This is a genomic window from Bradyrhizobium sp. 18BD, from assembly GCF_054185225.1.
The window spans coordinates 143,427-169,837 of sequence record NZ_JAVAYL010000009.1 but is presented as its reverse complement, the minus strand read 5'-3'; the positions used below and the strand labels follow the sequence as shown (position 1 = coordinate 169,837).

Annotated in this window: 24 protein-coding genes; 17 read left to right on the top strand and 7 right to left on the bottom strand. The window is 65.8% G+C overall.

The genetic code is table 11. The features are described 5' to 3' along the window. Positions 1 to 5: 5 nt before the first annotated feature. Both RAD16_RS18280 and RAD16_RS18275 read left to right on the top strand, forming a co-directional pair. A complete protein-coding gene (locus tag RAD16_RS18280) occupies positions 6 to 791 on the top strand; it encodes an amino acid ABC transporter ATP-binding protein (protein WP_458159404.1) in 786 nt (261 codons plus the stop codon). A gap of 3 nt (positions 792 to 794) precedes the next feature. Then, positions 795 to 1,736, top strand: a complete 942-nt coding sequence (locus tag RAD16_RS18275; protein WP_458159283.1) for a dihydrodipicolinate synthase family protein — start codon at positions 795 to 797, stop codon at positions 1,734 to 1,736. Here RAD16_RS18275 and RAD16_RS18270 read toward each other — a convergent pair. The 6 genes from RAD16_RS18270 to RAD16_RS18245 are packed head-to-tail and all read right to left on the bottom strand — an operon-like array spanning position 1,733 to position 7,288. Further along, entirely contained in the window at positions 1,733 to 3,037 is a 1,305-nt protein-coding gene (locus RAD16_RS18270) for an LLM class flavin-dependent oxidoreductase (protein ID WP_458159282.1), read from the bottom strand. The genes RAD16_RS18275 and RAD16_RS18270 overlap by 4 nt on opposite strands. A gap of 4 nt (positions 3,038 to 3,041) precedes the next feature. Further along, positions 3,042 to 3,800 carry an ABC transporter permease gene (locus RAD16_RS18265; RefSeq protein ID WP_458159281.1) on the bottom strand — a complete coding sequence of 253 codons (759 nt, stop codon included), beginning with the start codon at positions 3,798 to 3,800 and terminating at the stop codon, positions 3,042 to 3,044. Further along, entirely contained in the window at positions 3,797 to 4,612 is an 816-nt protein-coding gene (locus tag RAD16_RS18260) for an ABC transporter permease (protein ID WP_458159280.1), read from the bottom strand. Before RAD16_RS18260 ends, RAD16_RS18265 begins: the two co-directional genes overlap by 4 nt. After that, entirely contained in the window at positions 4,609 to 5,625 is a 1,017-nt protein-coding gene (locus RAD16_RS18255; RefSeq protein ID WP_458159279.1) for an ABC transporter substrate-binding protein, read from the bottom strand. Before RAD16_RS18255 ends, RAD16_RS18260 begins: the two co-directional genes overlap by 4 nt. A 23-nt stretch (positions 5,626 to 5,648) precedes the next feature. Beyond that, positions 5,649 to 6,428 carry a class II aldolase/adducin family protein gene (locus tag RAD16_RS18250; RefSeq protein ID WP_458159278.1) on the bottom strand — a complete coding sequence of 260 codons (780 nt, stop codon included), beginning with the start codon at positions 6,426 to 6,428 and terminating at the stop codon, positions 5,649 to 5,651. Next, a complete protein-coding gene (locus RAD16_RS18245; protein ID WP_458159277.1) occupies positions 6,425 to 7,288 on the bottom strand; it encodes an ABC transporter ATP-binding protein in 864 nt (287 codons plus the stop codon). Before RAD16_RS18245 ends, RAD16_RS18250 begins: the two co-directional genes overlap by 4 nt. Before the next feature lie 304 nt (positions 7,289 to 7,592). On the opposite strand from RAD16_RS18245, the gene RAD16_RS18240 reads away from it, so the two are divergent. The 13 genes from RAD16_RS18240 (at position 7,593) to RAD16_RS18180 (ending at position 23,235) form a co-directional block, all read left to right on the top strand. Then, positions 7,593 to 8,231 carry a GntR family transcriptional regulator gene (locus tag RAD16_RS18240; protein WP_458159276.1) on the top strand — a complete coding sequence of 213 codons (639 nt, stop codon included), beginning with the start codon at positions 7,593 to 7,595 and terminating at the stop codon, positions 8,229 to 8,231. 67 nt (positions 8,232 to 8,298) lie between these two features. Then, the gene (locus RAD16_RS18235; protein ID WP_458159275.1) at positions 8,299 to 9,078 is read left to right on the top strand and encodes an SDR family oxidoreductase; all 780 of its coding nucleotides are present in this window, start codon (positions 8,299 to 8,301) and stop codon (positions 9,076 to 9,078) included. Positions 9,079 to 9,085: 7 nt separating this feature from the next. Beyond that, positions 9,086 to 10,231 carry a pyridoxal phosphate-dependent aminotransferase gene (locus tag RAD16_RS18230; protein WP_458159274.1) on the top strand — a complete coding sequence of 382 codons (1,146 nt, stop codon included), beginning with the start codon at positions 9,086 to 9,088 and terminating at the stop codon, positions 10,229 to 10,231. An 11-nt stretch (positions 10,232 to 10,242) separates the two neighbouring features. Next, the gene (locus RAD16_RS18225; protein WP_458159273.1) at positions 10,243 to 11,124 is read left to right on the top strand and encodes an alpha/beta fold hydrolase; all 882 of its coding nucleotides are present in this window, start codon (positions 10,243 to 10,245) and stop codon (positions 11,122 to 11,124) included. A 3-nt stretch (positions 11,125 to 11,127) separates the two neighbouring features. Further along, positions 11,128 to 12,381, top strand: coding sequence for a Zn-dependent hydrolase (locus RAD16_RS18220; RefSeq protein WP_458159272.1), 1,254 nt, complete (start codon positions 11,128 to 11,130; stop codon positions 12,379 to 12,381). 5 nt (positions 12,382 to 12,386) lie between these two features. Next, a complete protein-coding gene (locus RAD16_RS18215; protein WP_458159271.1) occupies positions 12,387 to 12,920 on the top strand; it encodes a flavin reductase in 534 nt (177 codons plus the stop codon). Between the two features lie 118 nt (positions 12,921 to 13,038). Next, complete coding sequence (gene pdxR, locus RAD16_RS18210) at positions 13,039 to 14,511, top strand: MocR-like pyridoxine biosynthesis transcription factor PdxR (protein ID WP_458159270.1); 1,473 nt, start codon at positions 13,039 to 13,041, stop codon at positions 14,509 to 14,511. A 426-nt stretch (positions 14,512 to 14,937) separates the two neighbouring features. Continuing rightward, on the top strand, positions 14,938 to 16,947 hold the full coding sequence (locus RAD16_RS18205) for a hydantoinase/oxoprolinase family protein (protein WP_458159269.1): 2,010 nt from the start codon (positions 14,938 to 14,940) through the stop codon (positions 16,945 to 16,947). Continuing rightward, complete coding sequence (locus RAD16_RS18200; protein WP_458159268.1) at positions 16,944 to 18,524, top strand: hydantoinase B/oxoprolinase family protein; 1,581 nt, start codon at positions 16,944 to 16,946, stop codon at positions 18,522 to 18,524. Before RAD16_RS18205 ends, RAD16_RS18200 begins: the two co-directional genes overlap by 4 nt. Before the next feature lie 11 nt (positions 18,525 to 18,535). Further along, positions 18,536 to 19,831 carry an aminotransferase class III-fold pyridoxal phosphate-dependent enzyme gene (locus RAD16_RS18195; RefSeq protein ID WP_458159267.1) on the top strand — a complete coding sequence of 432 codons (1,296 nt, stop codon included), beginning with the start codon at positions 18,536 to 18,538 and terminating at the stop codon, positions 19,829 to 19,831. Next, positions 19,828 to 21,510 (top strand): long-chain-fatty-acid--CoA ligase, encoded by a 1,683-nt coding sequence (locus tag RAD16_RS18190; protein ID WP_458159266.1) that lies wholly within the window; start codon positions 19,828 to 19,830, stop codon positions 21,508 to 21,510. The genes RAD16_RS18195 and RAD16_RS18190 overlap by 4 nt, the downstream gene beginning before the upstream one ends. Before the next feature lie 118 nt (positions 21,511 to 21,628). Further along, positions 21,629 to 22,561, top strand: a complete 933-nt coding sequence (locus tag RAD16_RS18185; protein WP_458159265.1) for an N-carbamoyl-D-amino-acid hydrolase — start codon at positions 21,629 to 21,631, stop codon at positions 22,559 to 22,561. A gap of 5 nt (positions 22,562 to 22,566) precedes the next feature. Then, entirely contained in the window at positions 22,567 to 23,235 is a 669-nt protein-coding gene (locus RAD16_RS18180; RefSeq protein WP_458159264.1) for a flavin reductase family protein, read from the top strand. Here the strand turns inward: RAD16_RS18180 and RAD16_RS18175 are convergent. Next, complete coding sequence (locus tag RAD16_RS18175) at positions 23,232 to 23,894, bottom strand: aspartate/glutamate racemase family protein (protein ID WP_458159263.1); 663 nt, start codon at positions 23,892 to 23,894, stop codon at positions 23,232 to 23,234. The two genes, RAD16_RS18180 and RAD16_RS18175, sit on opposite strands and share 4 nt — an antisense overlap. Positions 23,895 to 23,950: 56 nt before the next feature. On the opposite strand from RAD16_RS18175, the gene hydA reads away from it, so the two are divergent. Together hydA and RAD16_RS18165 are read left to right on the top strand one after the other, a co-directional pair. Beyond that, positions 23,951 to 25,420, top strand: coding sequence for a dihydropyrimidinase (gene hydA, locus RAD16_RS18170; RefSeq protein ID WP_458159262.1), 1,470 nt, complete (start codon positions 23,951 to 23,953; stop codon positions 25,418 to 25,420). 16 nt (positions 25,421 to 25,436) lie between these two features. Then, positions 25,437 to 26,411 carry an NAD-dependent epimerase/dehydratase family protein gene (locus RAD16_RS18165; RefSeq protein WP_458159261.1) on the top strand — a complete coding sequence of 325 codons (975 nt, stop codon included), beginning with the start codon at positions 25,437 to 25,439 and terminating at the stop codon, positions 26,409 to 26,411.

Genomic DNA, 26,411 nt, shown 5'->3' with positions numbered 1-26,411 from the left:
GCGAGATGTCGGCGGCCACGAATGGCGGTGTCGAGAGCGCAATGGTGGGGCTGCGCGACATCCCGGCGGTTCGCATGGAAGCCGTCTACAAGCACTATGGCGACTTCACTGCGCTCGACCAGATCGATCTCAAGGTCGCCAAGGGCGAGAAGATCGTGGTCTGCGGCCCCTCCGGTTCGGGCAAGTCCACGCTCATTCGCTGCATCAACCACATCGAGAAGCACGACGAGGGCCTGATCTACGTCAACGGCGTCGAACTCGATCATCAGCGTAAGAACATCGATGCGATCAGACGGGACACCGGCATGGTGTTCCAGAGCTTCAATCTATTCCCGCACATGACGGTGCTGGAGAACTGCATCCTGGCGCCGATGACCGTCAACTCGATGACGGAGGCGGAGGCGAAGGACCTCGCCATGCATTTCCTCACCAAGGTCAGGATTCCCGATCAGGCTGAGAAATTCCCCGGGCAGCTCTCCGGCGGCCAGCAGCAGCGTGTCGCCATCGCGCGCGCGCTCTGTATGCGGCCGAAGATCATGCTGTTCGACGAGCCGACCTCCGCGCTCGACCCCGAAATGGTCAAGGAGGTCCTGGAGACCATGAAGAAGCTGGCGGAGGAGGGCATGACCATGTTGTGCGTGACCCACGAGATGGGCTTTGCCCGCGAGGTCGCCGACCGCATCGTGTTCATGAACGAAGGCAAGGTCGTCGAGCAAGCCGCGCCGGAGGAGTTTTTCAAGAATCCGAGGTCCGAGCGGGCGCGGACGTTCCTCGACCAGATCATTCACTAGCCGATGTCGGTCGGGACGCGCGCATTCGGCGATCGCCTTCGCGGCATTCATGCCGCCACGATCGTGCCGATGACGCCTGACTTCGGGATCGACGAGGCGGAGCTCGCAGCGCATCTCGCTTCGGTCACCTCCACGCCCGGCATCAACGGGCTGCTGGTCAACGGCCATGCCGGCGAGAATTTCGTGCTGTCGCTCGCTGAAAAGCAGCGCGTGGTGGCGCTGGCGCGCGAGCACGCTCCGAAGGACTGCCTGATCGTCTCCGGCGTCAATCATGAATCCAGCCTGGAGGCGGCGCGAGAGGCGACCACGCTGGAGCAGGTCGGTGCGGATGGGCTGCTGGTGTTTCCGCCCAACAGCTGGGCGCTCGGTCACGCCGACGACTGTGTCATCGAACATCACCGACATATCCGCGATGCTACGACGGTGCCGCTGATGCTCTACGCCGCGCCTGTTGGTGCCGGTGCAATGGCCTATGCGCCGCCGCTGCTGGAACGGCTCGTGGTTGATCCCCGCTTCGTCGCGATCAAGGAGGGCAGCTGGGAGGTCGCGACTTACGAGCAGAATCTGAAACTGATCCGCAAGCTGCGGCCGGAGTTCGTCGTGCTCGGCTCCGGCGACGAGCATCTATTGACGAGCTACATTGTCGGCTCGGCCGGCAGCCAGGTCAGCCTCGCCTGCGTGGTGCCGGAACTTGTGGTCGGTCTCTGGACCGCGGCGGAGGCCGGCGATTGGGAGCGGGCGCGCGCGGCGCACGAGAAACTGTATCCGCTCGCGGTCGCGATCTACCGCGATGCGCCCGGTGGGCGCGCGACGGTGCGGCTCAAGGCCTGCCTGAAGCTGCTCAGGCGTCTGTCCTGTGACGCGGCGCGGCCACCGCAGCCGCCGGCCACACCAAGCGAGTTGCGGGCGCTCGAACAGGCGCTGCGGATCTCCGGCGCGCTTTAGGCCGCGAAGAACGGATTGGCCGGCCGCGCAAGGCCGAGATGATCGCGCAACGTCGTGCCCTCATAGTCTGCGCGGAACAGCCCGCGCTCCTGCAGGATCGGCACGACGAGCTGGACGAAATCCTCGAACCCTTCGTGGAAATAGGGCGGCATGACGTTGAAGCCGTCGGCGGCATGCTCTTCGAACCAGAGCTGGAGCGTGTCGGCGATGCGTTCGGCAGAGCCGCACAGCACCCAATGGCCGCGGGCGGCGGCGGTGAGATTATAGAGGTCGCGCAGCGTCATGTTCTCGCGGCGGCCCTTGGCGAGCATGACGCTGGCGAAGCTGTGATAGCTGTCCGACGGCGCGATGTCGGGGATCGGCCCGTCGAGATCATAGGCCGACATGTCGCGCCCGAAGCGGTCGGACAGGATCGCGAGCGCATTGCTGCCGCTGACGAAGCTCTGCAGCGTGTTGAGCTTCTCGAACGCCTCCTTATCGGTGCGGCCGACAACGGGCATCACGCCCGGCAGCACCGTGACGTCCTCAGGTCTGCGGCCGAGCGCCGGCAGGCGTGTCTTCAGTGACGCGTAGCCGGCCTTGGCTTCCTCGATGTCCTGCACCACGGAGAATACGATGTCGGCCGTGCGCGCGGCGAGCGCCTGTCCCGCCTCGGAGCCGCCGGCCTGCAGCACGACAGGGCGGCCCTGCGGGCTGCGGCCGATGTTGAGCGGGCCCTTCACTTTGAAGAACGCACCATCATGGTCGATCGGGCGAAGTTTTGCCGGATCGATGTAGAGACCGCTGGCGCGGTCGGCGACGATGGCACCATCCGCCCAGCCGTCCCACAGGCCTTTGACCACGTCGAGGAATTCGCCGGCCATCTCGTAGCGGCGGGCGTGGTCGGGATGGGTGGTGCCGAAATTCGCTGCGGTTGCCGGATTGGCCGTCGTCACCGCGTTCCATGCCGCGCGCCCCTTGGAGATATGGTCGAGGGAAGCAAACACGCGCGCGACCGAGAACGGATCGCTGTAGGTGGTGGAGACGGTCGCGCCGAGGCCGATATGGCTGGTCGAGGTCGCGAGCGCGGCCAGCATGGTCAGCGGCTCCAGCCGCAGCGTGTAGGAGGGATGGGCGGCCGCGTCTGCGTAGAGATTGTCGCCCATGAAGATCAGGTCGAACTTGCCGCGCTCGGCGGTGCGGCCGATCTCCTGGATCGCTGCAAAATCCTGGAAGCTGTCGACCGCGCCGGGATAGCGCCAGCCCGCAACATGGCTGCCGGTGCCCAGGATGAACAGGCCGAGATGCATCTGTCGTTTCATGGCGTCATGTCCAGAACAGGATTTTTCGCTCGAGGAAGCCGATCAGGCCGAAAAAGGCGAGGCTCGCGGCGGACGCCACGAAGATCGCCGACCAGACCTGGACGAAGTCGATCTGGAGCACGGCCTGGTAGATCACCCAGCCGAGCCCGCCATGGGCGCCGAGCATTTCGGTGACGATCGCCACGATCACGCTGCGCACCGTGGAGACGCGCATGCCGGCGAGCAGCAGCGGCAGCGCGGTCGGCAGCCGCAGGCGCCACAGCACGCTGAAGCGGCTCGCGCCAAAACTCTTCATGAGGTCGACGGCGCGGCGATCGACGCGGTCGAGCCCGGCCAGCATCGACAGCAGGATGGTGAAACTCACCGCCATCGCCACCATCACGATCTTCGAGCTGACGCCGATGCCGAACCAGAGCAGGATCAGCGGCGAATAGCCGACCACGGGCACTGAATTGATCGCGGTCGCGAGCGGCAGGATCGCTGCGCGAAGCGCCGGCACCAGGGCGATGGCGACGGCAAGCCCGATGCCGATCAGGCAGCCAAGGCCGTAGCCGGCCAGTGCCTCGAGCAGGGTGTAGCCGGCGGCATCGACGAGGATTGCGCGCTTGGACCAGAGGCCGACGAGGATGTCGCTGACGGCGGGGAGCACATAGGCCGGCAGATGCAGTCCGCGCGCCGTGCCTTCCCAGCACGCGATCAGGAGGACGGCGCCGAGAATGCCGCGTTGGACGGCGAGCGAGGGGGAGGCCAGCGCGCGGTTCATTGCTCGGCGCTCCAGAACACGAGGTGACGCTCGACCGCGGCGATCACCGCATAGAAGCTTGTGCCGAGCAGGGCGGCGGCAAGCAGGGCCGCCCAGATCGCGACGACGTTCTCGGTGAACATGGCCTGAAGCAGCAGCACGCCGAGCCCGGTGGTGTCGCCGAACCACTCGCCGACGATCGCGCCGACAAGGCTCAGCGATGCCGCGAGCCGCAGCGCGACGAAGATCTGCGGCAGCGCAGTCGGAAGCTGCAGGCGCAGCAGGAGCTGGCGATTGGAGGCGCCAAAGCTGCGCATCAGGGCGACCTGCTTGGGATCGACGGTCTCCAGGCCCAGCAGCGTGTTCACCGTGACAGGAAAGAAGGTCAGGTAGAACGCGATGATCGCCTTGGCGAGCAGCGTATTGCCGAACCAGAGCACGACCAGTGCGCCGAAGGCGATGACCGGGATGGTCTGCGACACCACGAAGATCGGAAAGATCATCTCGCGCAGTGCGCGGACGCGGAAGAACACCACGCCCATGAGCACGCCGAACGCGCCGCCCGACGCGAAGCCGATCAGCGTCTCGGCCAGCGTCCGTAGGAAGCCGTCAACATAGGCGCGGGGCGTTGCCGCCATCGCCATCAGGATCGTGCTGAGGCGCGGCAGATAATAGGGCCGGATGCCGAACAACAGCACCGCGCCTTCCCAGATCACCGCCGCGATGGCGAGGCCGAGCAGCAGCCGGATCAGCTTGCGCAGCGAATCCGGCATGGCCATGGGCCGCGCAGCCGCGCGGCCTTCACCCAGCGATGTCGCGGCAGGGCTGCTCACGGCAGCCGGTCCGCCGCCGGGACGCTCTGGATGAAGCTGGCGTCATAGGCGGCGGCGAGATCGACCGGCTTGGAGATCACGCCATACTTCAGGAAGAAATCATGCGCGGTCTTGACCGCGTCCGCGTCGATCCAGAACATGCCGTTCTTGGCCGCCGCACCTGATGTCATCAGGCGCTTCACCTCGGTGAGCATGAACTCCTGATGCGCGCGGTCGAGCGTTGGAGCTGCGGCCATCACGGTGTCGACGGCGCCCTTGGGATCGGAGAACGCATCCTTCCATCCCTTCAGCGACGCCCGCAGGAAGGCCTTCACGAGTTCCGGCTTCTCCTTGGCGGTCGCCTCGGCCACGATCAGCGTGTCGCGCGGGAAGGTGATGCCGTAATCCTCCGCGACGAAGGTCTTCAGGTTGTCCTTCGGCATGCGCGACTGGATGGTGTAGAACTCGTTGTAATAGGTCGCGGTGACCACATCGACGCTGCCGTCCACGAAGGGCGTCACCGACACCTGCTGCGGCTGGATCTTCAATTCATCCGGCTTGATGCCTTCCTTGGCGAGCATGCCGTTCAGCACGTGGTTGGCGCCGGTGAACCAGGTGGTGACGGTCTTGCCCTTGAAATCCTGGATCGTCTTCACCGGGCCGTCCTTGCGGGTGACGAAGATGAAGGGCGTGATCTGGTGCGACACGCCGATGCAGACGATCGGCAGTCCCTTGTCGCGGGCCGCGAACACGCTGTCGGTGCCGCCGGAGAGGCCGAACGTGTCGGCGCCGGTCGCGACCAGGTTTTCGGTGAGCAGGTTGGGCCCGCCGGGATTGATGGTGAGGTCGATGCCCTCGGCCTTGTAGTAGCCCTTGGCGGCCGCGACGTAGAAGCCGGCGAACTGTGCCTGCGGCAGCCATTTCAGGCGCAGGCTCGCCTTCTGCAACTCGGCTGCGGGCGCGGCCGTGACCAGCGAGCCGGTCGCCAGTGCGATGGCGGAGAGGACGGAGAGGGCGTGGCGACGGCTCAACATGGTCATGCTCCAGACGGTGAAAATCAATTGCGATAGGATGGATCGGTGCGGTCGAGCTGGCGCATCAGCGCAGGCCATTCGCGTTCGCCGGGCACGAGGATGTCGCCCTGCAATTCCCAGAACTGGCGGGCGGCCTTGTCGCAGACCTCGTGCGGCGGCATCACCAGCCTGGCGCCGGCCGCGGCCGCTGCCTGCATCTGGAGCTGGATCCGCGCCGCGCGCTCGAAATAATAGAGCAGCATGAAGGCTTCGCCCGGCGTCCGGCCAACGGTGAGGATGCCGTGGTTGCGCATCAGCATCACCTTGTGCGGGCCGAGATCGCGCACGAGGCGCGCCTGCTCGTCGAGATCGATGGCAACGCCTTCGTAATCGTGGAAGGCCTGGCGCTCGTAGAAGCGCATCGCGAACTGGCTGAGCGGCAGCAGGCCCTTCTCCTGCCCGGAGACCGCGACGCTCGCGTCGGAGTGCGTGTGCAGCACGCAGGCCGCGTCGTGGTTCGAGGTGTGGATCGCGGCATGGATCACGAAAGCCGCGACATTGACGGCCTGCGGCGTGTCGTCGAGCTTGTCACCCTTGGTGTCGATCTTCACGAGGCTCGACGCGGTGATCTCGTCGAACAGCAATCCATAGGGATTGATGAGGAATTGATCGTCGTGGCCGGGAACGCGCAAGGAGATGTGATTGTAGATCAGGTCGTCCATGCCGAGCCTGGCGACCATGCGATAGCAGGCCGCGAGCTTGACGCGGGCATCCCACTCGGCGGGATCGATCCCGCGCGGTTCTCTCGCTGGCATTGCGTTCACTGCGATTTCTCCTGCGCGATGGAGGACTGGAACGATTTCATGCTTTCCTCCTCGATCGCGTCGAGCAGCGTGCGCTTGAGGCGCACGAATTCGGGAGAGGTGACGATCTCGGGTCGGCGCGGCCGCGGGAGATCGACGACCTGCTCGAGCTTCACCGCGCCGGGGCGTGCCGTCATGACCAGCACGCGGTCGCCGAGGAAGATCGCCTCGTCGACGTCGTGGGTGATGAAGAGAATGGTGCGGCGGTATTTCTGCCAGACGTCGAGCAGCCAGCGCTGCATCATCGCCCGCGTCAGGGCGTCGAGTGCGCCGAATGGCTCGTCCAGCAGCATCAGGTCGCGCTCGAACAGGAAGGTGCGCATCAGGGCGACGCGCTGGCGCATGCCGCCGGACAATTGATTGGGATATTGCTTCTCGAAACCGGCGAGGCCGAACTCGGGCAGCATCTTAAGCGCCTTGGCGCGGGCCTGGTCGCGCGGCATGCCCTCGACCTCGAGCGCGAGGATGGCGTTGTCCACCACATTGCGCCAGGGGAACAGCAGGTCGCGCTGCGGCATGAAGGAGACGCGGCCGAGCAGATCGGCGGCATGGCAGCTCTTGCCTTCGAAACGAAGTATGCCGCCGGCATCGGGCTCTTCGAGACCGGCAACGATGTTGAAGAGGGTGCTCTTGCCGCAGCCGCTCGGGCCAACGACGGTGACGAACTCGCCGGGGGCGATGTTGGCCTGAAGTCCCGACAGTGCCGCGACGGCGCCGAAAGTCTTGTTGATCGCGCGCAGTTCGAGCAGCGGCTGAGGCGCCGGGTGAGGCTGCGGGGCTTCGGTGGCCGGTCCGGGATTGGGAAGGCGGGCAGCCTGCACCGGGATGTCCTTGTATAATGACGGCGGCCATTCGCATACGAAAGCGGACCGCGTTGAAATCTCTTAGCAACTCGTGTGCCAGTGCGATTTCCCGGCAAATCAGGCATAAGACTTGCGAGATTGGTAGCGAACCTGTCGGGAGTCGCAGGCGTCTCCGCGAGAAATCCGGCCCTTTCGCTGGAAGATGAGTGTTCATTTTGTATACTTGTATCGATATCGGAGAAACATGATGGCGGATATTGGTGCACATGGCGGAGGCAAGCGCGTGAAAAATGGGCACGAAACCCTTCCCGCAAGCCCGGGCATGACCCTCGCCGAGAGTCTCCGCCAGAAGCTGGAGGGCGCGATCGCGGCCGGCCATCTCGAGCCGGGCAGCCGGCTCGACGAGCAGGAGATCGCCCAGCGCTTCGGCGTCTCGCGCACGCCGGTGCGGGAGGCGTTCCGCCTGATGGCAGCCAACAATCTGGTCGAGCTGCGCGGCCGGCAGGGCGCGACGGTCCGCAGCATCAAGGCGCAGGCCCTGATCGAGATGTTCCAGGTCATGGCGGAGCTGGAGGGGCTCTGCGCGCGGCTTGCCGCAAGGCGCGTCTCGCAGTCTTGGGGAGCCGAAATAGGTGAGATTCACCAGCGACTTGTGGCTGCGGGCGAAACCGGCGACATCGACGTCTTCTACGACATCAACCAGGAATTCCACGAAGCCATCTACGAAGCCTCGCGCAATATTTTCCTTGCCGATCAAACCCGCAAGCTGCGCAACCAGGTGGCGGCCTATCGCCGCCGGGTCACGCGGATGCCGAACCGGATCGCCGACACTGTCCGCGAGCACGAGGCGATCATGCAGGCGATCCTGGCGCATGATCCCGAGCGGGCGCACAGCGCCATGCACGACCACGTCAACCTGCTCGGCGACAATCTCCTGGACTTCCTTGCCGCCTTCGAATGACCTTCCGGCGTCTTGGTATGCAAATTGCTAGACTTTGTATATCTAGCTTGCATCCTGGAGACCCGGAGTGGACCTGAAGCTGACGAACAAGACCGCCCTGATCACCGGCGCGTCGAAAGGAATTGGACTTGCGGTGGCCGAGCTCTTCGCCGCGGAGGGGTGTCATCTGCATCTCGCCGCCCGCAACGGCGAGGCGATGCTCGAGGCCAAGAAGCTGCTCGAAGCCCGCCATGGCGTGAAGATCACGATCCATGCGCTCGATCTGTCGAGCACGGTTGCGATGGAGAAGCTCGCGGCCGAGGTCGGCGACATCGACATCCTCATCAACAATGCCGGCGACATCCCGGCCGGCTCGCTGGAGATCCTCGACGACGCCGCCTGGCGGCGCGGCTTCGATCTCAAGGTGTTCGGCTACATCACGCTGTCGCGCCTTTATTATCCGCGGATGAAGGGCAAGGACGGCGTCATCATCAACATCATCGGCAATTCCGGTGAGAACTGGGACGCGAGCTACATCGCAGGCTCGACCGGCAATGCCGCGCTGATGTCCTTCACCAAGGCGCTCGGCGGCCGCAGCCTCGATCACGGTGTGCGCGTCGTCGCGGTCAATCCGGGGCCGGTGGCCACCGACCGCATGCTCAAGATCATGAAGCGCAAGGCGATCGACATGCTCGGCGACGAAAGCCGCTGGGAGGAGCTGTTCGACAAATATCCGGGTAAGCGCCCCGCGACGTCGGAGGAGGTCGCCGATCTCGTCGCCTTCCTGTCCTCGCCGCGGTCGGGCTACATCACCGGCACCGTGGTGACGATCGACGGCGGCATTGCCGCGCGCGGCTCGGTGATCTGAGGCGTCGATGTCGGGGTCTCAATCCGCGGCGCTGGTCCGCAACCGTTATTTCGACGAGCTCTCGGCGACGCCGGGGCTCTTCTGGCTTGGCCAGAACACCAACCATATCGAGAGCCATCCCGCCGTGCGCGAGGCGATGCTGCGCTCGATCGAGGCGGGCGAGTTCAACGCCTATGCCCCGCCGCTCGGCTTCGAGGCGCTGCGCGCCGCCATCGTCGCCGATCTCGGCACGCCGGGCGCAGAAGCGCTGGTGACCGAGGGCGGCGTCAACGCGCTGGCGATGATCTGCCGCGCGCGCTGCAAGCCGGGCACCACGCTGGTGACGACCGATCCGACCTGGAAATGGCCGTGCCTGTTCGCGCGCCAGCAGGGCGCCGAGGTGATCGAGATTCCGATCTACGATCCGGCCTGCAACTATCGCCTGACGCCCGAGGCGTTGAAGGCGAATGTCGATGAGCGCACCGCGATCATCTATCTCGTCGATCCCAACAACCCACTCGGCATTCGCTACACCCGCGAGGAGATCGAAAGCTTTGCGGCGATCGCGCGCGATTGCGGCGCGCTGCTGGTGCACGATTGCACCTATCGTGATTTCGCCGATGGCCACACGCCGGCGCTTCACGTCGCCCCGAAGGGCGCGGTGGTCTCGACCAGCTTTTCGAAATGGCTCGGGCTCGCCGGTTTGCGGATCGGCGCGCTCGTCGCCGCGCCCGATCTGTTCGAGGAACTGGCGCAGACCTCCACCAGCGTGCTCGGCGCGAGCGTCATTGCCCAGCGCGCGGCGCAAGCGGGCCTGTCGGTCAAGGCCGAATGGATGAAGAAGGTCCGCAGCACCGACCGGGCCAACAAGGCGATGATCCAGGAGGCGGCGGCCGGGATCGAAGGGCTGGCGCTGCCGATCATGCCCTCGCACGGCAACTTCCTGGTGCTCGAGACCATCGCGGCCGGCATCCGCCCGGAAGCGCTGGTCGAATGCTATCGCCGCCAGGGCATCATGATCCGCCAGGGTACCTATCACACCCAACGCTTCGGCGACCGTTTCGTGAAGATCAGCACCTCCGTGCCGCAAGCCTGGGTCGAAAAGCTCTGCACGCTGCTGCCGGAGATGGTCGCGCGAGCGCGCACGCTCAACGACCTGCCGCCGCAATTCTAGGGACGATGCCGATGACGATGATCACAACGAGAGACGGCGTGAAGCTCCATGTGGAAGAGGCGGGCGAGGGCACCCCGATCCTCTTCATCCATGAATTCGGCGGCAATCACGACAGCTGGGAGCCGCAGCTGCGCTATTTCAGCCGGCGCCATCGCTGCATCACCTACGCCGCGCGCGGCTATCCGCCGTCGGACGTGCCTGACAGCGTGGAGGCCTATTCGCAGGCGATTGCCGCGGACGATGCGGTCGCCGTGCTCGACGCGCTCGGAATCGACAAGGCGCACATCGTCGGGCTGTCGATGGGCGGATTCTGCACGGTCCATTTCGGCCTGCGCACGCCTGACCGCGCGCTGTCGCTCACCGTGGCCGGCGCCGGCTATGGCTGCGAGAAGGAATTCGAGGACTATTTCCGCGGCGTCTCGCTCGAGGTGGCCGACAATTTCGAGAAGCAGGGCGCGAAGGAGTTTTCGAAGATCTATGCGCTCGGCGCGAGCCGGGTGCAGTTCCAGAACAAGGATCCGCGCGGCTGGAAGGAGTTCGCCGATCGGCTCGCCACCCATCCCGATCGCGGCGCCGCCAACACCATGCGCGGCGTACAGGCACGGCGGCCGTCCTTCTATGATCTGGAAGACGGCTTGAAGAAGATGATGGTGCCGACGCTGGTCGTCGTCGGCGACGAGGATGATCACTGCCTCCAGCCCGGCATCTTCCTGAAGAAGACCATTCCGGCGTGCGGCCTCTCGGTTTTCCCCAAGACCGGCCATACGCTCAATCTCGAAGAGCCTGCGGCGTTCAACGCGTTGCTCGCCGAGTTCATCGCGCAGGTCGAGGCCGGACACTGGCTGCCACGCGATCCACGCGCGCTGCCGGGCCAGATCATGCGCACGAAGTAGCCGATGACGAGTCTGCCCCTGATCAACGCCGACCGGCTCTGGGCCCGCTTGATGGCGCTCGCGGAGATCGGCGCGACGCCGGCCGGCGGGGTCAACCGTCAGGCCTTGAGCGACGGCGAGATCGTGGCCTGGCGTCGCGTCATCGGTTGGGCGCGCGAGGCGGATCTGGCGCCTTCGACGGATGCCGCGGGAAACCTGTTCCTGACGCTGGCCGGGCGCGATCGCGCAGCGCCGCCGCTTCTCCTCGGCAGCCATCTCGACAGCCAGCCGACCGGCGGCAAATTCGATGGTGCGGCCGGCGTGATGGCCGCGTTGGAGGCGGTCGTCTCGCTGACCGAGCAAGGCGACAAGCCCGCGCGCGATGTCGTTGTCGTTGCATGGATGAACGAGGAGGGCTCGCGCTTCGCCCCGGGCATGATGGGCTCGGAGGCCTTCACCGGCGAGCGCAACATCGACGCGATCCGCGCCGCGCGCGATGCGGACGGCATCACCGTCGGCGAGGCGCTCGATCGTCTGCATCAGGCCTTTCCCGAGATGCCGCGCAGGCCGCTCGGCTTTGCCGCCGGAGCCTATCTCGAATTGCACATCGAGCAGGGACCGGTGCTGGAAGCGGCCGCCTGCACCATCGGGGTTGTCACGGGTATCCAGGGCAAGAAGACGTTTCAGGTGGTGGTCGAGGGCGCCGAGGGCCATGCCGGCACGCTGGCGCAGCAGGAGCGGCGCGATGCGCTTGCGGCCTTTGCCCGGATGGCGACGGCGCTTCATGCCGAGATCGGCAGCATCGATGCTGACATCAAATTCACCATCGGCCGGGTCACGGTCTCGCCGAATGCGCCGTCGGTGGTGCCGTCGCGCGTCAGCTTCAGCATCGATCTGCGCCATCCTGATAATGCCGTGCTCGATGCGGCCGGTGTGCGCATCAAAGCTCTCTGCGAGCAGAACGCGTCGCCGTGCACTGTGACGGTGACGCCGCTGGTCGATGCGCCCTCGAACGCTTTCGACGCGCGCCTGCGGGCCAGCATCGCGGAAGCCGCCCGTGAACAGGGGCATTCGGCCATGGCCATCCTCTCGGCCGCCGGTCACGACGCCCGTCATCTCGCAAAAATCTGTCCTGCCGCGATGATCTTCATCCCGTGCCGCGACGGTGCGAGCCATGTCGAGCACGAATGGGCCGAGCCTGATCATGTTGCCGCCGGCGCCTCCGTGCTGGCGCAAGTGTTGCGTGGGCTCGCGTTTGCGCCAGCCGTCGAGGCGTAGTGAAGATGGTGCAGGACGTCGCTCCACAGGACTACCGTGACGCGATGGCCTGCCTCGGTGCCGCCGTCAACATTGTCACGACCGACGGCGCTGCGGGCCGCGCCGGATTTACCGCGTCGGCGATTTGCAGCGTCACCGACGATCCTCCGACGCTGCTGGTCTGCATCAACCGCGGCTCCTCCGCCTATGCCGGCGTGACGACCAACAAGGTGGTGTGCGTCAACGTGCTCTCGGCCCGGCACGAGCCGCTGTCGCGCCTGTTCGGTGGCAAGGTGCCGGCCGAGGAACGGTTTGCCGCCGCAGCATGGTCAACACTCGCAACCGGCGCGCCGGTGCTGGCCGACTGTGCGGCCGCGTTCGACTGCCGGATCGTTGATGTCGTCAATGTCGGCACGCACGATGTGCTGTTCTGTCGCGTAGTGGCCCTGAAAAGATCCGGCTGCGCCGACAATCTGATCTATTTTGGCCGTGCCTACCACACCGTCGGGGTGACTGACCCAGCCGAGACTGGACCCGAATCCGCTTCTAGCCCATCCTGAGGCGACGCCGGCGGGCATCGCCGGCCATTCCAACCACCGCCGCCATGTGATGGACAACAGCCGTCAACCGCACCCGCGCGTGTCCCTTGCGGGGATGCATATCGACCGGAATTCGGCCGTGCCGCTGCATCTGCAGATCGCGGCCCATATCCGCGACGGCATATTGCGCGGTGTCTTTCCGGCCGGAACGCAGTTTTTGGGCTCGCGCGAGATCGCGCGAGAACTCGGCTGCTCGCGCACCGTGGTGCTGACCGCCTGGGATCTGCTCTATGCCGAGGGCTATCTGGAATCGACACCGCGGGGTAGCGTCATGGTGGCGTCCGTCGCAACGCCCCTTGCGAAGCCTCCGTCCGCGACGCCGCCGGCGACCGCGCCCGGCCACATGTCGGAGCGCTGGCGCTCGCTGCTGGCCTCCGATTACGAGACCAACTGGCCCTCGGAGTTCGCCCCCGGCGCGCCCGATATCTCGACCTTCCCGTTCAAGGAATGGTCGCGTCTGCTGCGACAGAGCTGGCAAAACCCGAGAGAGCAGGAGTGCCTTGATCTTCCCTCCGAAGGTCATCCGCGTCTGCGCAGCGAGATCGCGAATTTCCTCGGTTCGGTGCGCGGGCTGGTCTGCTCGCCGGAAGAGGTCGTCGTCACGTCAGGGACATCAGGCGCGCTGGATTTCTGCAGCCGGATGATCCTCGATCCCGGCGACGAGGTGTGGGTCGAGGAGCCTGGTTTCGTCGAGGCGCGCTGGGCGCTCACGGCGGCCGGCGCAAAGCTGGTTCCGATTCCGGTCGACGACAAGGGCCTCGTCGTCTCCGAGGGCATCCGGCGCGCACCGCGCGCGAAGCTGATCGTCGTGACGCCGTCGCATCAATATCCGCTCGGCGTCAGCATGGGCCTCGAGCGGCGGCTCGAGCTGCTCGACTGGGCCAACAAGAACGACGTCTGGGTGATCGAGGACGATTACAATTCGGAGTTCAGGCATCAGGACAGCATGATCGCGTCCTTGCGCTCGCTCGACCGCGAGGGGCGGGTGATCTATTTCGGCACGTTCTCGAAGATCATGATGCCGAACCTGCGGCTCGGCTACATGGTTGCGAACAGGCATTTCATAGAAGGCTTCTCGAAGGGCCGCGCTCGGATCGAAGTCCACACCTCCGGCATCGGCCAGCTCGCGCTCGCCGAGTTCATGCGGGAAGGGCACCTGCTGCGACATCTGCGCGGGATGCGGCGGCTCTATGCGGAGCGACGGAAGGCCCTGATCGATGCGATCACGGCGCTGATGCCTGACGATCTCTCCGTATCCTCCGCCGTCACGGGCCTGCATCTGGTGGCGCTGTTCACCGACGCGATGCAGGCGCGGATGAGCGATCGCGAGGCGGCGGCCGTGCTGAAGCAGGCCGGTCTTCACGTGCAACCCTTGTCGCAGAATTTCCTGGAGCAGCCGACGCGGCAAGGCCTGGTGTTCGGCTACGGCCGGCTGCACGTCGAGGATGCGGCGCCGCTGCTCGCGAGAATCGCGGCTTGCATCGGCAGCGGCAATGCACCATCCGATCCGGCCAAATCCTCCCGTACTGTTCGTACAATAACGAAAAGCTGAGCCGACGACCGTGCATAGCTCGTAGGCATCCGGTGATCCCGCACTGCCGTTCAATCGCCTGCAAAATAGACAGCTGATTTTGAGCGCTTCGATTGCACTGCGAGAGGCGTCGCGATTTATGCGGAGAATTCCGTGGTGCGCTGCACTTTCACTGCGTGGAACGATCGCCATTTTTGTGCACTCCGCGCAGGCATGGCTGCACCAAAACGTGCAGTAGGTGGCGCGGCGCGCGGCGTCGGTCGTGCGCTGGTCTAGTGGTTTGCGACAACTCTGGCCCTATCCTGAGCCAGTCGCTCTGTCGCACGCTCCCAGTCGGTGGCATGACAAGGGATGCATGATGAACGCTCTCGGTTTGGCATTGGACGTTGCGATGGACGGCAAGGATCCGGCGTCCGGTTCAGACGCCATTCGTAGCTGACCCTGCACATGAGCTCTTCCGAACATCACTGGGAAGTCGGCACCGATATCGGTGGCACCTTCACCGACATCATCGCCATTAGGCGCGATTCCGCCGAGGCGCGGATCGCAAAGGTGCCGTCACGGCCACAGGCGCCGGTCCAGGCCATGCTGGAGGCGATCGAGGCGGTGGGCCTGCGCAAGAGCGAGGTCAAGCGCTTCGTCCACGGCACCACGCGCGTCACCAATGCCATCGTCGAAAACCGGCTGCCGAAAGTGGCGCTGGTCGCGACCCAAGGCTTTGCCGATGTGCTGGAGATCGCGCGCTATCGCCGCCGCGATCTCTATCGCCTCGACATTCCCCCGAAATCGCCGCCGCTGGTGCCGCCGGACCGGTGCTTTGGGCTGGCCGAGCGCCTCGATCACGAGGGGCGGGTGCTGAAGGCGCTTGATGACGCCGAGATCGAACGTCTGGTCGCGTGGCTGAAAGAGACCGGCGTGCAGAGCGTCGCGGTCGCGCTGCTCCACGCCTATGCCAATCCCGTCCACGAAAAGATGCTCGGCGAGCGGCTCAAGGACGTCGTTGCCCATGTCTCGCTGTCGCACGAGGTCAATCCCGAGGCCCGCGAATATGAGCGGACTTCGGCGACCGTGTTCAATGCGGCCGCGATGCCCATCGCGGTCGAATATCTCAGCGAGCTGGAGCAGCGGCTGCCGATCGGCCCCGGCCTGCAGGTGTTTCATTCCGCCGGCGCCATGATCCCGATTTCGGCGGTGAAGCGGCGGCCGCTGGTGATGGCGATGTCGGGCCCCGCAGCCGGCGTCTCGGCCTCGGTCAGCATCGCGCGGCAACTTGGCACGTCGCGGATGCTGACCTTCGACATGGGCGGCACGACGACAGACGTGTGCCTGATCGTCGACGGCCAGGCCGAAATGACCGACGGCCGCATGCTCGGCGACAAGCCGCTGCGCCAGCCCATGCTCGCGGTTCATTCGATCGGCGCGGGCGGTGGCTCGATCGTGCGTAACGGCCCCGGCGGCCTGACTGTCGGGCCCGAGAGCGCCGGCTCCGAGCCGGGCCCGGCCTGCTACGGCCGCGACGGCACCGAGCCGACCATCACCGACGCCAATGCGGTGCTCGGCTATCTCAATCCCGAAACGAAACTTGGCGATCGCATCGGCATCGACATCGAGGCCGCAAGGCGCGTCATCGCGCCGATCGCGCAGGCCTTGGGCCTGAGCCTGACCGAAACCGCGCTCGGCATCATCAAGGTCGCGAATGCGACCATGGCGCGTGCGCTCCGCCGCGTCACGGTTGAGCGCGGCATCGACGGACGCGACTGCACGCTGCTCGCCTTCGGCGGCGGCGGCCCGATGCATGCCGCGGGCCTTGCCGATCTCTACGGGATCGCAGAGGTCGTCGTGCCCAGTGCGTCGAGCGCATTCTCGGCGCTTGGCTGCCTCACCGCCGATTTCAGCTTCCTGCAGCAGCAGACGCTGCGAGCGGCGCTCGACGGCATCGATCTCGCTCGCGTCTCGGACCGGATCGGGACGCTGATTGAGGATGCTTCCGCGCCGCTGATCGCCAACGGCGTCGCGAAGGCAGAGATCCAGGTCGAACTCGTCGCGCTGATGCGCTACGCCGCGCAGAACGACGCCATACCGGTGCCGTTCACGCTGCCGCTCGATGTCGCTAAACTGAAGAAGGACTTTCTGGCGCGGCATCACGAGCTGTTCGGTTACGCGACCAGCGAGGCTTGCGTCATCGAATCCGTGCGCGTGCAGGCGCGCCGCCCGTCCACGACCGTCGTGAGCCGGCCGGAGACGGCGGTGCGGGCGGTATCGACGGGCAAACGGGCCTGCTCGTTCGACGGCCTCCACGACACCGCGACCGCGATCATCGATCGCGCCTCGCTGACCGAGACGGTCAGCGGCCCCGCCATCATCGAAGATGCCTGGTCCACGGTGGTGGTGCCGCCCGGCTGGCAGGCGAGACCCGATGCCGCCGGCAATCTGTTCCTGACGCGGAGGGCGGCATGAAGCTCGATCCATTCGTCGTCGAGGTCATCAGGCACGGACTTTCCGCGGCCGCCGAGGAAATGAGCCTGGTGATGACGCGCTCGGCGCGCTCGCCGCTGTTGCGCGAGGCCGGCGATTTGTCGTCGGCGATCACCGACGGCCACGGTGGCCTGGTCGGGCAGGGCCGCGACATCCCGATCCATCTCGGCGCGATGGCTTACACCATCCCTGAAATGCTGAAGGTGGTGCCGCGCGACAGCCTGAACGACGGCGACGTGCTGATCTACAATGTCGGCGCGCTCGGCGGCAATCATCTCAACGACGTCAAGGTCGTGCGGCCCGTCTTCGTCGATAGCGAGATCGTGGCCTTCGCCGTCAGCCTTGCGCACTGGCCTGACATCGGCGGCACCTGGCCCGGCAGCTATTTTGCCAAGGCCATCGACACGTTCCAGGAGGCGATGCGGATTCCGCCGGTGCTGATTGCGACCGCGGCCGGCATCAGCACGCCGATCGTGCAACTGCTGAAGGCCAATGTCCGTGACGCCGAATCCTGCGAGGGCGATCTGCTCGCCCAAATCGCGGCGACCAAGGCCGGCGAGAAGCGCATCGTCGAGCTCTGCCGCGTGCACGGCAAGGCCGTCTTCATGGCGACCCAGTCGCGCCTGCACGATCTCTCCGAGATCGAGATGCGCGAAGCGCTGCGTGCTCTGCCTGACGGTGTCTACGAGGGCGAAGACTATCTCGACGACGGCAGCGTCAACAACGCGCCGGCGCGTATCCATGTGAAGATCACGATTCGCGGCGACGAGGCGACCTTCGATCTCTCCGGAAGCTGCGATCGCGTCTCCAACTTCTGCAACACGACGCCGTTCATGGCGCGCTCGGCCGTCGCCTATGCCGCGCGCATCATGAGCGGGCGCGACATGCACCAGAATGCCGGTGCGCTCCGGCCTCTCACCATCATCACGCGTCCGGGCTCGATCCTGGAGCCGGGCTGGACTGCGTCGGTCGCTGCCGGCAATCACGAGACCTCCATGCGCATCGTCGATGCGATCTTTCGCGCGATGCAGGACACCATTCCGGAACGTTTGTCGGCGGGCGGCGCGACCACCGCAGGTGTGCTGTTCTTCGCCGAGCCGCGGCAGAACGGCTCATGGAAGATGCTCTATGAGGTTCACGGCGGCGGTGAGGGGGCGCGGCATGACCGTGCCGGCATGTCGGCGACGCGCGTGCATCTCTCCAATACCTCGAATACGCCGGTCGAGGTGATCGAGGCGAACTACGCGATCCGTCTCGAGCAGCAGGCCATCCGCTGGAATTCCGGCGGTGCGGGCGCCCATCGCGGCGGCGACGGCTCCGTCCGCACCTATCGCGTCCTGGCGCCCTCGACGCATCTGACCACCTGCATCGAGCGCATGGTGGTCGCGCCCTGGGGCATGCAGGGCGGCGAGTCCGGCAAGGCCTGCCGCATCTCGCTGGTCAGGCAGGGCGCGAACGTTGCCATCGACGGCAAATCGAACCTGGTGTTGCAGCAAGACGATCTCGTCACCATCGAAATGTGCGGCGGCGGCGGCTACGGCGCCGCGGCTGCGAAGTGAGGGGACCCGCGATGAGCAGATTGTTGCGAACCGGTTTGAACGCGGGCGACAGCGCGCCGATGGCCGTGGTCGGCGGCGAGGGCGTCTACTTCCATCTGTCGGATGGCCGCAAGCTGATCGACGGCAGCAACACCGGCGGCGGCCTCGGCCATCGTCATCCCGCGATGGTGGAGGCGATCCGCCGCGCGGCGGATACACCCGTCGTCAATGAGGGGTGGACCTGGGTCGGCCGCGAGCAGGCCGCCGACGACCTGATGGCCACGGCGTTTCAAGGCGAAGACGATTGGGTCGGCGCGGTGCGCTTCTGTATCAGTGGCAGCGAGGCCAACGACATGGCGCTGTCGCTCTGCCAGGCGCTGACGCAGCGCTCCGCATTGGCGACGCGTGAACGCGCCTATCACGGCATCACCGGCCTGTCGCGCAGCATGACCGTGCAGCCGCAATGGCACGGCGGCCTTGCGGTGCACGCAGGCGGCTCAAAGCTGCCGGCGCCGATGGCGCCGGTGCGGATTCTGCCGGCGCCGGATGGCGCGATCTATGGGGCTCCCGCCAACAACACTCCGCCGAGCGAATATCTCGCCGATGCCGCGCGGCTGCTCTCGGATACGGCGGCGACGATCATCGACTACACCCAGGGCGGCATCTATTACGACGGCGCCTATCAGGACGAGGTGGCGAAGCGTGCGCGAGAGGCCGGTTCGTACTGGATCGCGGACGAGGTCGTCACCGGCGCGGGCCGCGCCGGACGCTGGTTCGCGTTCCAGGGCGCCCAGAGCCGCCCGGATATCGTCACGCTCGGCAAATCGCTCGGCGGCGGTGCCGCCGCGGTCGCTGCGGTGGTGGTGTCCAAGGACATCGTCGAGCGGCTCAAGGGCGCGAGCTGGCAGAATTACGGCACGTTGCGCGGTCATCCGATCAGCATGGCGGCCGTCAGCGCCTATCTGAAGGTCGTCACTGACGACAAGATTTTGGAGCACGTGCAGATGCTCGAAAAGCTGTTCACCCGCCGTCTGCTCGCGATCGCGCAAAAGCATCCGAGCGTGCAGCGCGTGGCCGGGCAGGGGCTGCACTGGACGGTGGAGCTGCACGGTCCGGATTGGCGCACCTGGCACGCCGATACCACGGAGGTGCCGATCGCCTCGCGTGTCGCGGCGCGGGCGCTGGAGGCGGGCGCGGTGATCGGCACCAGCGGCGAGCAGACCTCGCTGTTCCTGGCGCCGCCGCTCGTGATCTCCGAGCGCGAGGCGACGCTGCTGCTCGATGCGCTCGACCACGGTCTCGATATCGCCGACGAGGAGCACGGGTGAACGCGGACCACGCAGCGTCGCGTCGATCGCCGGCCTGGCCGGCGGACGAGCCCTGGCATCTCGCGATGCCGGAGGGGACGCTGTACGATGCCTTGGCGCGCGCCGCGCAAGCGCGCCCGTCACATCCGGCGACGGTGTTTTACGGCGCGAGCCTGAGCTATGCCGAATTGCGCGCGCGGGCCGATGCCCTGACCGGCTTCCTGCAACACGCTTGTGGCGTGAAGCGCGGCGACCGCGTCATGATCGCGCTTCAAAACTCGCCGCAATATGTCGTCGCCTATTATGCGGTGATGCGGGCCGATGCCGTGATCGTACCGGTCAATCCCATGAACAAGACCGCCGAGATCGCCTATCTCGCGGAAGACAGCGGGGCCCGGATTGCGATCATCGGCAGCGAGCTGAGCGATGTCTTTGCGCCGCTGGTGGGCAATGCCGTCACCGATGCGATTGTCGCGCAATATCGCGACGAGGTGCCGGCCGCCACGCCCTATACGCTGCCGTCCTGCGTGACCGAAGCGCCATCGGCCGTGCCGTCCTTGCCGGGTTGGCATTCGTGGTCATCCGCGATCGCGCAAGGCCTTGTCCCCGCTGCGATGAGTGCAGGGCCGGACGATCTCATGATCCTGCCCTACACTTCGGGGACAACAGGAAAGCCCAAGGCGTGCATGCATACGCATCGCAGCGCGCTGTTCACCGCTGTTCTGCAGGCACGCTGGTATGGCATGGGCGGCGACGACGTGATGACCGGCTTCATGCCGCTGTTCCACGTCGCGGGCATGCAGGGCTCGATGAATGCAGCGATGGTCGCGGGCGCCACGCTGCTCTTGATGGCGCGCTGGGACAAGGATCTTCTACCTGATCTGTTCGAGACCTATGGCGTGACGTTCTGGAACGCGGCGCCGACCATGATCGTCGACGTGCTTGCCAGTGCCCGGTTCCGCGACCGCTGTTTTGCCAGGCTGAAAGTGCTGACCGGAGGCGGTGCAGCGATGCCGACTGCGGTGGCGGAGCGGCTGAAGAGCCGCTTCGGTCTTGATTTCGTCGAGGGCTACGGCATGACCGAGACGATGTCGCCGACCCACATCAACCCGATGGCCGCGCCGAAGCGGCAGTGCCTCGGCATTGCCGTGCAGGAAACCGATGCGCGGGTCGTCGATCCTGATAGCCTGATCGAGCTCGACGACAATGTCGTGGGTGAGATCGTCGTGCACGGGCCGCAGGTACTGCAGGGCTATTGGAACAGGCAGCAGGCGAATGCCGAATCCTTCATCGAAATCTCCGGAAAGCGGTTCCTGCGCACGGGTGATCTCGGCTATCGCGATGCCCAGGGCTATTTCTTCGCCGTCGACCGCCTGAAGCGGATGATCAATGTCAGCGGTTTCAAGGTGTGGCCGGCCGAGGTGGAGGCCGCGATGTACCAGAACCGCGCCATTCGGGAGTGCTGCATCGTCTCGTCACCGGACGATTATCGCGGCGAGACGGTGAAGGCACTGATCGTGCTGGACGAAGCCGCGCGCGCAACGACCTCGGCGGACGAAATCGTGAACTGGGCGCGCGAGGCGATGGCGAGCTACAAGGCGCCGCGCGCCGTCGTCTTCGTCGACGAGCTGCCGCGCACCGCGAGCAACAAGATCAATTGGCGGCTTTTGCAGGATGCCGAATGGGGGCGGACGGCATGAAAGCTGCTTGGCTGGAAAAACGGCGCAAGACCGCGTTATGCTGCGCGCGCCGGCACACCCCCGAAGCTGCGATCGCCAGCCTCACCAAGAAACTTGTGAAGAAATCAGGAACTCGCTGATGCGTATCGTCACCGTTGCCGCCGCCCAGATGGGCCCGATCCAGAAGGCCGACAGCCGCGAGGCCGTGGTCAAGCGCATGATCGCGCTGATGGACGAGGCCAAGGCGAAGGGCGCAGATCTCATCGTCTATCCAGAGTTGGCGTTGACGACGTTCTTCCCGCGCTGGTATTCGGAGGACCGGGCCGAGGCCGACATCTGGTTCGAGCGCGAGATGCCGAACGCGGCGACCAAGCCGCTGTTCGATCGTGCGGCGCAGCATCAGATGGCGATGAATTTCGGCTATGCGGAGCTGACGCCCGATGGCCACCACTTCAACACCGCGATCCTGACCGACAAGTCCGGCAAGATCGTCGGCAAATACCGCAAGGTCCATCTGCCGGGCCATGTCGAATACGACACCAAGCGGTCGCACCAGCATCTGGAGAAGCGCTATTTCGAGCCGGGCGATCTCGGCTTCAACGTCTGGCGCGAACTCGGCGGCATCATCGGCATGGCGATCTGCAACGACCGGCGCTGGCCCGAGACCTATCGCGTCATGGGCCTGCAGGGCGTCGAGATGGTGCTGATCGGCTACAACACACCGTCCGTGAATGCCGAGAAAAGCGAGGAGGGCGTCGAGAAGCGCCTATTTCACAACCGCCTCTCGGTGCAGGCCGGCGCCTATCAGAACGCAACCTGGGTCGTCGCGGTCGCCAAGGCCGGCAATGAGGACGGCCATCCGCTGTTCGGCGGCAGCCTGATCGTCGATCCCAACGGGGAGATCGTCGCCGAGGCCAAAACGGAGGAAGACGAGCTTCTGGTTCACGCCTGCGACCTCGATGCCACCACCTTCGGCAAGACCACGATCTTCAACTTTGCGGCGCATCGCCGCGTCGAGCATTACGGCCTGATCACCAGCCGCACCGGCGCGGTGCCGCCGCCGGAGAAGTGATGTAGATGGCGGACAAGGGCACATCGGGCATATCCCTGCGCGAGCTTGATCCGCGCGATCGCTACAAGCTGCTCTGCGGCGTGATCGTGCCGCGGCCGATCGCGCTGGTGACGACGCTGGACGAGAACGGGGCGGTCAATGCCGCGCCGTTCAGCTTCTTCAACGTGTTCTCCGAGAGCCCGGCGCTGATCGTGCTCGGTCTGCAACACAAGCCGGATCACTCGCCAAAGGACACGACGCGTAACATCCACCGCGACGGCGAGTTTGTCGTGCACATGGTGGACGAGTCGCTGTCGGGCGCGATGAACGACTGCGCCGTCGATTTCCCCTCCGGCGACAGCGAAGTCGCGGCAACGGGGCTGGCGACGCTTCCATCCGTCGATGTGAAAGTGCCGCGGCTTGCGGCCGCGCCTTTCGCGCTCGAATGCCGCCGTCATGTCGTGCTGACCTTCTCGCCGGATCGCGAGTTGCTGGTCGGCGAGGTGCTCAGGGTTCACGCCCGCGACGGTCTCGTCGACGAGGCTAACATGTATGTCGATCTCGACGCCTACCGCCCGATCGGCCGCATGTTCGGCAATCTCTACACGACGCAGCGGGATACGTTTGCGCTGTCGCGCGAGAGCCATGCGCAATGGCTCGAACGCCAGGACGGGAAAGAGCTGAAGGACGCCTAGTGAGCCGAGAATTGCACCGCACCCAGCGCCATGGTGACGGCCGCCTGTGTCGGGTCGATCACGGGAATGCCGAGCGCGTCCTCGAGCGGACGGCGGTGGCGCGCCATGCCGGCGCAGCCCATCACGATGGCGCGGGCGGCGTCCTCGTCGCGCAGCGCGCGGCCGACCTCGATCATCTTCGCCAGTGTGCCTTCGCCCGAGGCGGTTTCCGCAACGCTCATGTTGAGCGGGCGCTCGCCGGCAAGGTGCTCCGTCAGTCCCATCTGCCTGAGATAGCGCATGTGGCGCGGGATCGAGCGCTGCGCGATCGCGATGACGCCGAATGTTTCGGCACGGGCAAGCGCCGTCAGCACGCCGCACTCGGCGATGCCGAACACGGGACGGTTGGTGCCTTCGCGGCAGACCTGAAGCCCGGGATCGCTGTAGCAGGCGATGACGAAGGCGGCCGAGCTGTTGTCACCCTCGACCAGTTTGCGCAGCGGCATGGCGACGCCGTCGACATCGGCCTGGCTTTCAATGCCGAACGGCCCCTCGGCCAGCGACTGGCAGACCAGTTCGGGGCCGCCCTCGAAGCCGAGCGGCTTCAACGCTTCCTCCAGCCCGCGCGTGACCGCAGGGTTGGAGTTCGGATTGATGACGAGAATACGCGGCCGGGACATGCTGGTCTTCCTGCAAGAGGGCGATCAATTGGCTCAGGCATATCATGGAGTGCCTCATGACTGAACCCACTTACGACCTGATCATCCGCGGCGGCCGTGTCGCCACCACGACCGATGTGTTCGAGGCCGATGTCGCCATCTCCGGCGAGACCATCGCGGCGATCGGCCGCGGGCTGCCGGCGGCCAAGCGCGAGATCGACGCGCGCGGCAAGCTGGTGCTGCCCGGCGGCGTCGACAGCCACGCCCATATCGAGCAGCTCTCAGCGGCCGGCATCATGAACGCCGACAGCTTCGAGAGCGCGACGGTTTCTGCCGCTTTCGGCGGCACCACAACGGTGATCCCGTTCGCCGCCCAGCATGTCGGCATGAAGCTGCCGCAGGTCGTCGAGGACTATCACGCGCTCGCCAAGAAGGGCGCCGTGATCGACTACGCCTTTCACATGATCATCGCGGATGCGACCAAGGAGACGGTCGAGGAGCACATTCCGGCGCTGGTGAAGCAGGGTCATGCCTCGATCAAGATCTTCATGACCTATGACCGGCTCAAGGTCGACGACGAGCCGCTGCTCGACATTCTCCTTGCCGCACGCCAGTCCGGCGCGATGTTGTGCGCCCATGCCGAAAATCACGGCATCATCGCCTGGATGGTCAAGCGCCTGCTGGCGCGCGGCTACACCATGCCGAAATACCACGCGGTCAGTCATGCGCGCGTGTCGGAAGCCGAGGCCTTCACCCGGCTGATCGGCATGGCGGCGCTGATCGACCAGCCGATCATGATCTTCCACGTCTCGACCGCCGAGGGCGCCAAGGTGATCCGCGACTCGCGCGGGCAGGGGCTGAAGGTCTTTGCGGAGACTTGTCCGCAATATCTGTTCCTCACCGCGAACGATCTCGACAAGCCCGGTTCGGAAGGCGCCAAGTGGATGTGCAGTCCGCCGCCGCGCACGCATGCGGACCAGGAGGCGCTGTGGCAGGCGCTGTCGCTCGGCGATCTCCAGACCATCTCCTCGGACCACGCGCCGTACCGCTATGACGAAACCGGCAAGCTGCGCGCCGGCCCCAATCCGAACTTCAAGCAGGTCGCCAACGGCCTGCCGGGCCTGGAGCTGCGCCTGCCGCTCTTGTTCGACGCGATGGTGTCGAAGGGCCGGCTTGGCCTCGAAAAGTTCGTCGAGCTGACCGCGACCGCTCCCGCAAAGATCTACAATCTGCATCCGCGCAAGGGCTCGATCGCTGTTGGCGCCGATGCCGACATCGCGATCTGGGATCCCAATCGCGAGACCGTGATCGCCGACGAGATGATGCACGACCTCGCCGGCTACACGCCGTTCGCGGGCCGCAAGCTGAAGGGCTGGCCGGTATCGGTGCTGTCGCGCGGCCGCGTCATCGTCGACGGCAACAAGTGCCTCGCGTCCGCCGGCAGCGGAAAATTCCTGGCGCGCAGCGGCGGTGAGGCGGCAAAGCCCACCGGCCGGCTCGTGGCCGACATGGATCCGGAACGGAATTTTGGAGCAAAGCTGCTGTGATGATGGATCGCGCGCGATGAAGGTCATCATCTTCGGCGGTGCCGGTTTTGTCGGTCTCAATGTCGCGGAGGCGCTGCTGGCGCGCGGCCACGACGTGACGCTGCATGACCGCGCGGAGTTGCCGCCATCCGCGCGGCGATCTTTTGCCGACTACGGCGCGCGGCTCAAGGCCGTGCAGGGCGATATCACCGACGCGGAGGCGGTCGACGCCCTCATCGCCGAGGGCTGCGATGCGATCGTGCTCGGTGCGGCGATCACGGCGGGCGACGAGCTCGAGCGGGCATCGACCGCACGGGTGCTCGAAATCAACGTGATGGCGCAGATCCCGATCCTGCTCTCCGCGATCCGCCATGGCGTTCGCCGCGTCGTCAATCTGTCGTCGGCCTCGGCTTATGGCGCTGCGGGTGGGCGGGTCGAGATCCTGAGCGAAGACACGCCCTGCGATCCCGTCTCGTTCTACGCCATCAGCAAATTCACTTCCGAGCGATCGGTCGCGCGGCATGCCGAACTCTTCGGCGGCGATTTCCTGAGCGTGCGGCTGAGTGCCGTGTTCGGCCCGTGGGAGCGGCCCGGCTCGGTGCGCGATACGCCGAGCCTCCAGTACCAGATCCTGGCCGCGTTCGCGCGCGGCGAGGCGGCGCTCATGCCCGAGCCGGGTATGAGGGACTGGATCTATGCGCCGGACGCGGCCGAGGCTGTCGCGATCCTGATCGAAGCGGAGAAGCCGCGTCACCGGCTCTACAACATCTCCCGCGGCGGTTTATGGCCGGCGCTGCAATGGGGCGAAGCCTTTGCTGCGTTGAATCCCGGCCTGGAGTGCCGGCTCACAGCGGCCGGAGAGAAGACCGTCATCAAGCTGCACGGGCGGCATCGCGCGCCGCTCGCGATCAACCGGATGGAAGACGAGTTCGGCTGGCGCGCACGGTTCGGCTGCGCCGAGTCCGCCGCCGCGATGAACGCCTGGTTGACCGAGCACAAGGAGTGGATCTGA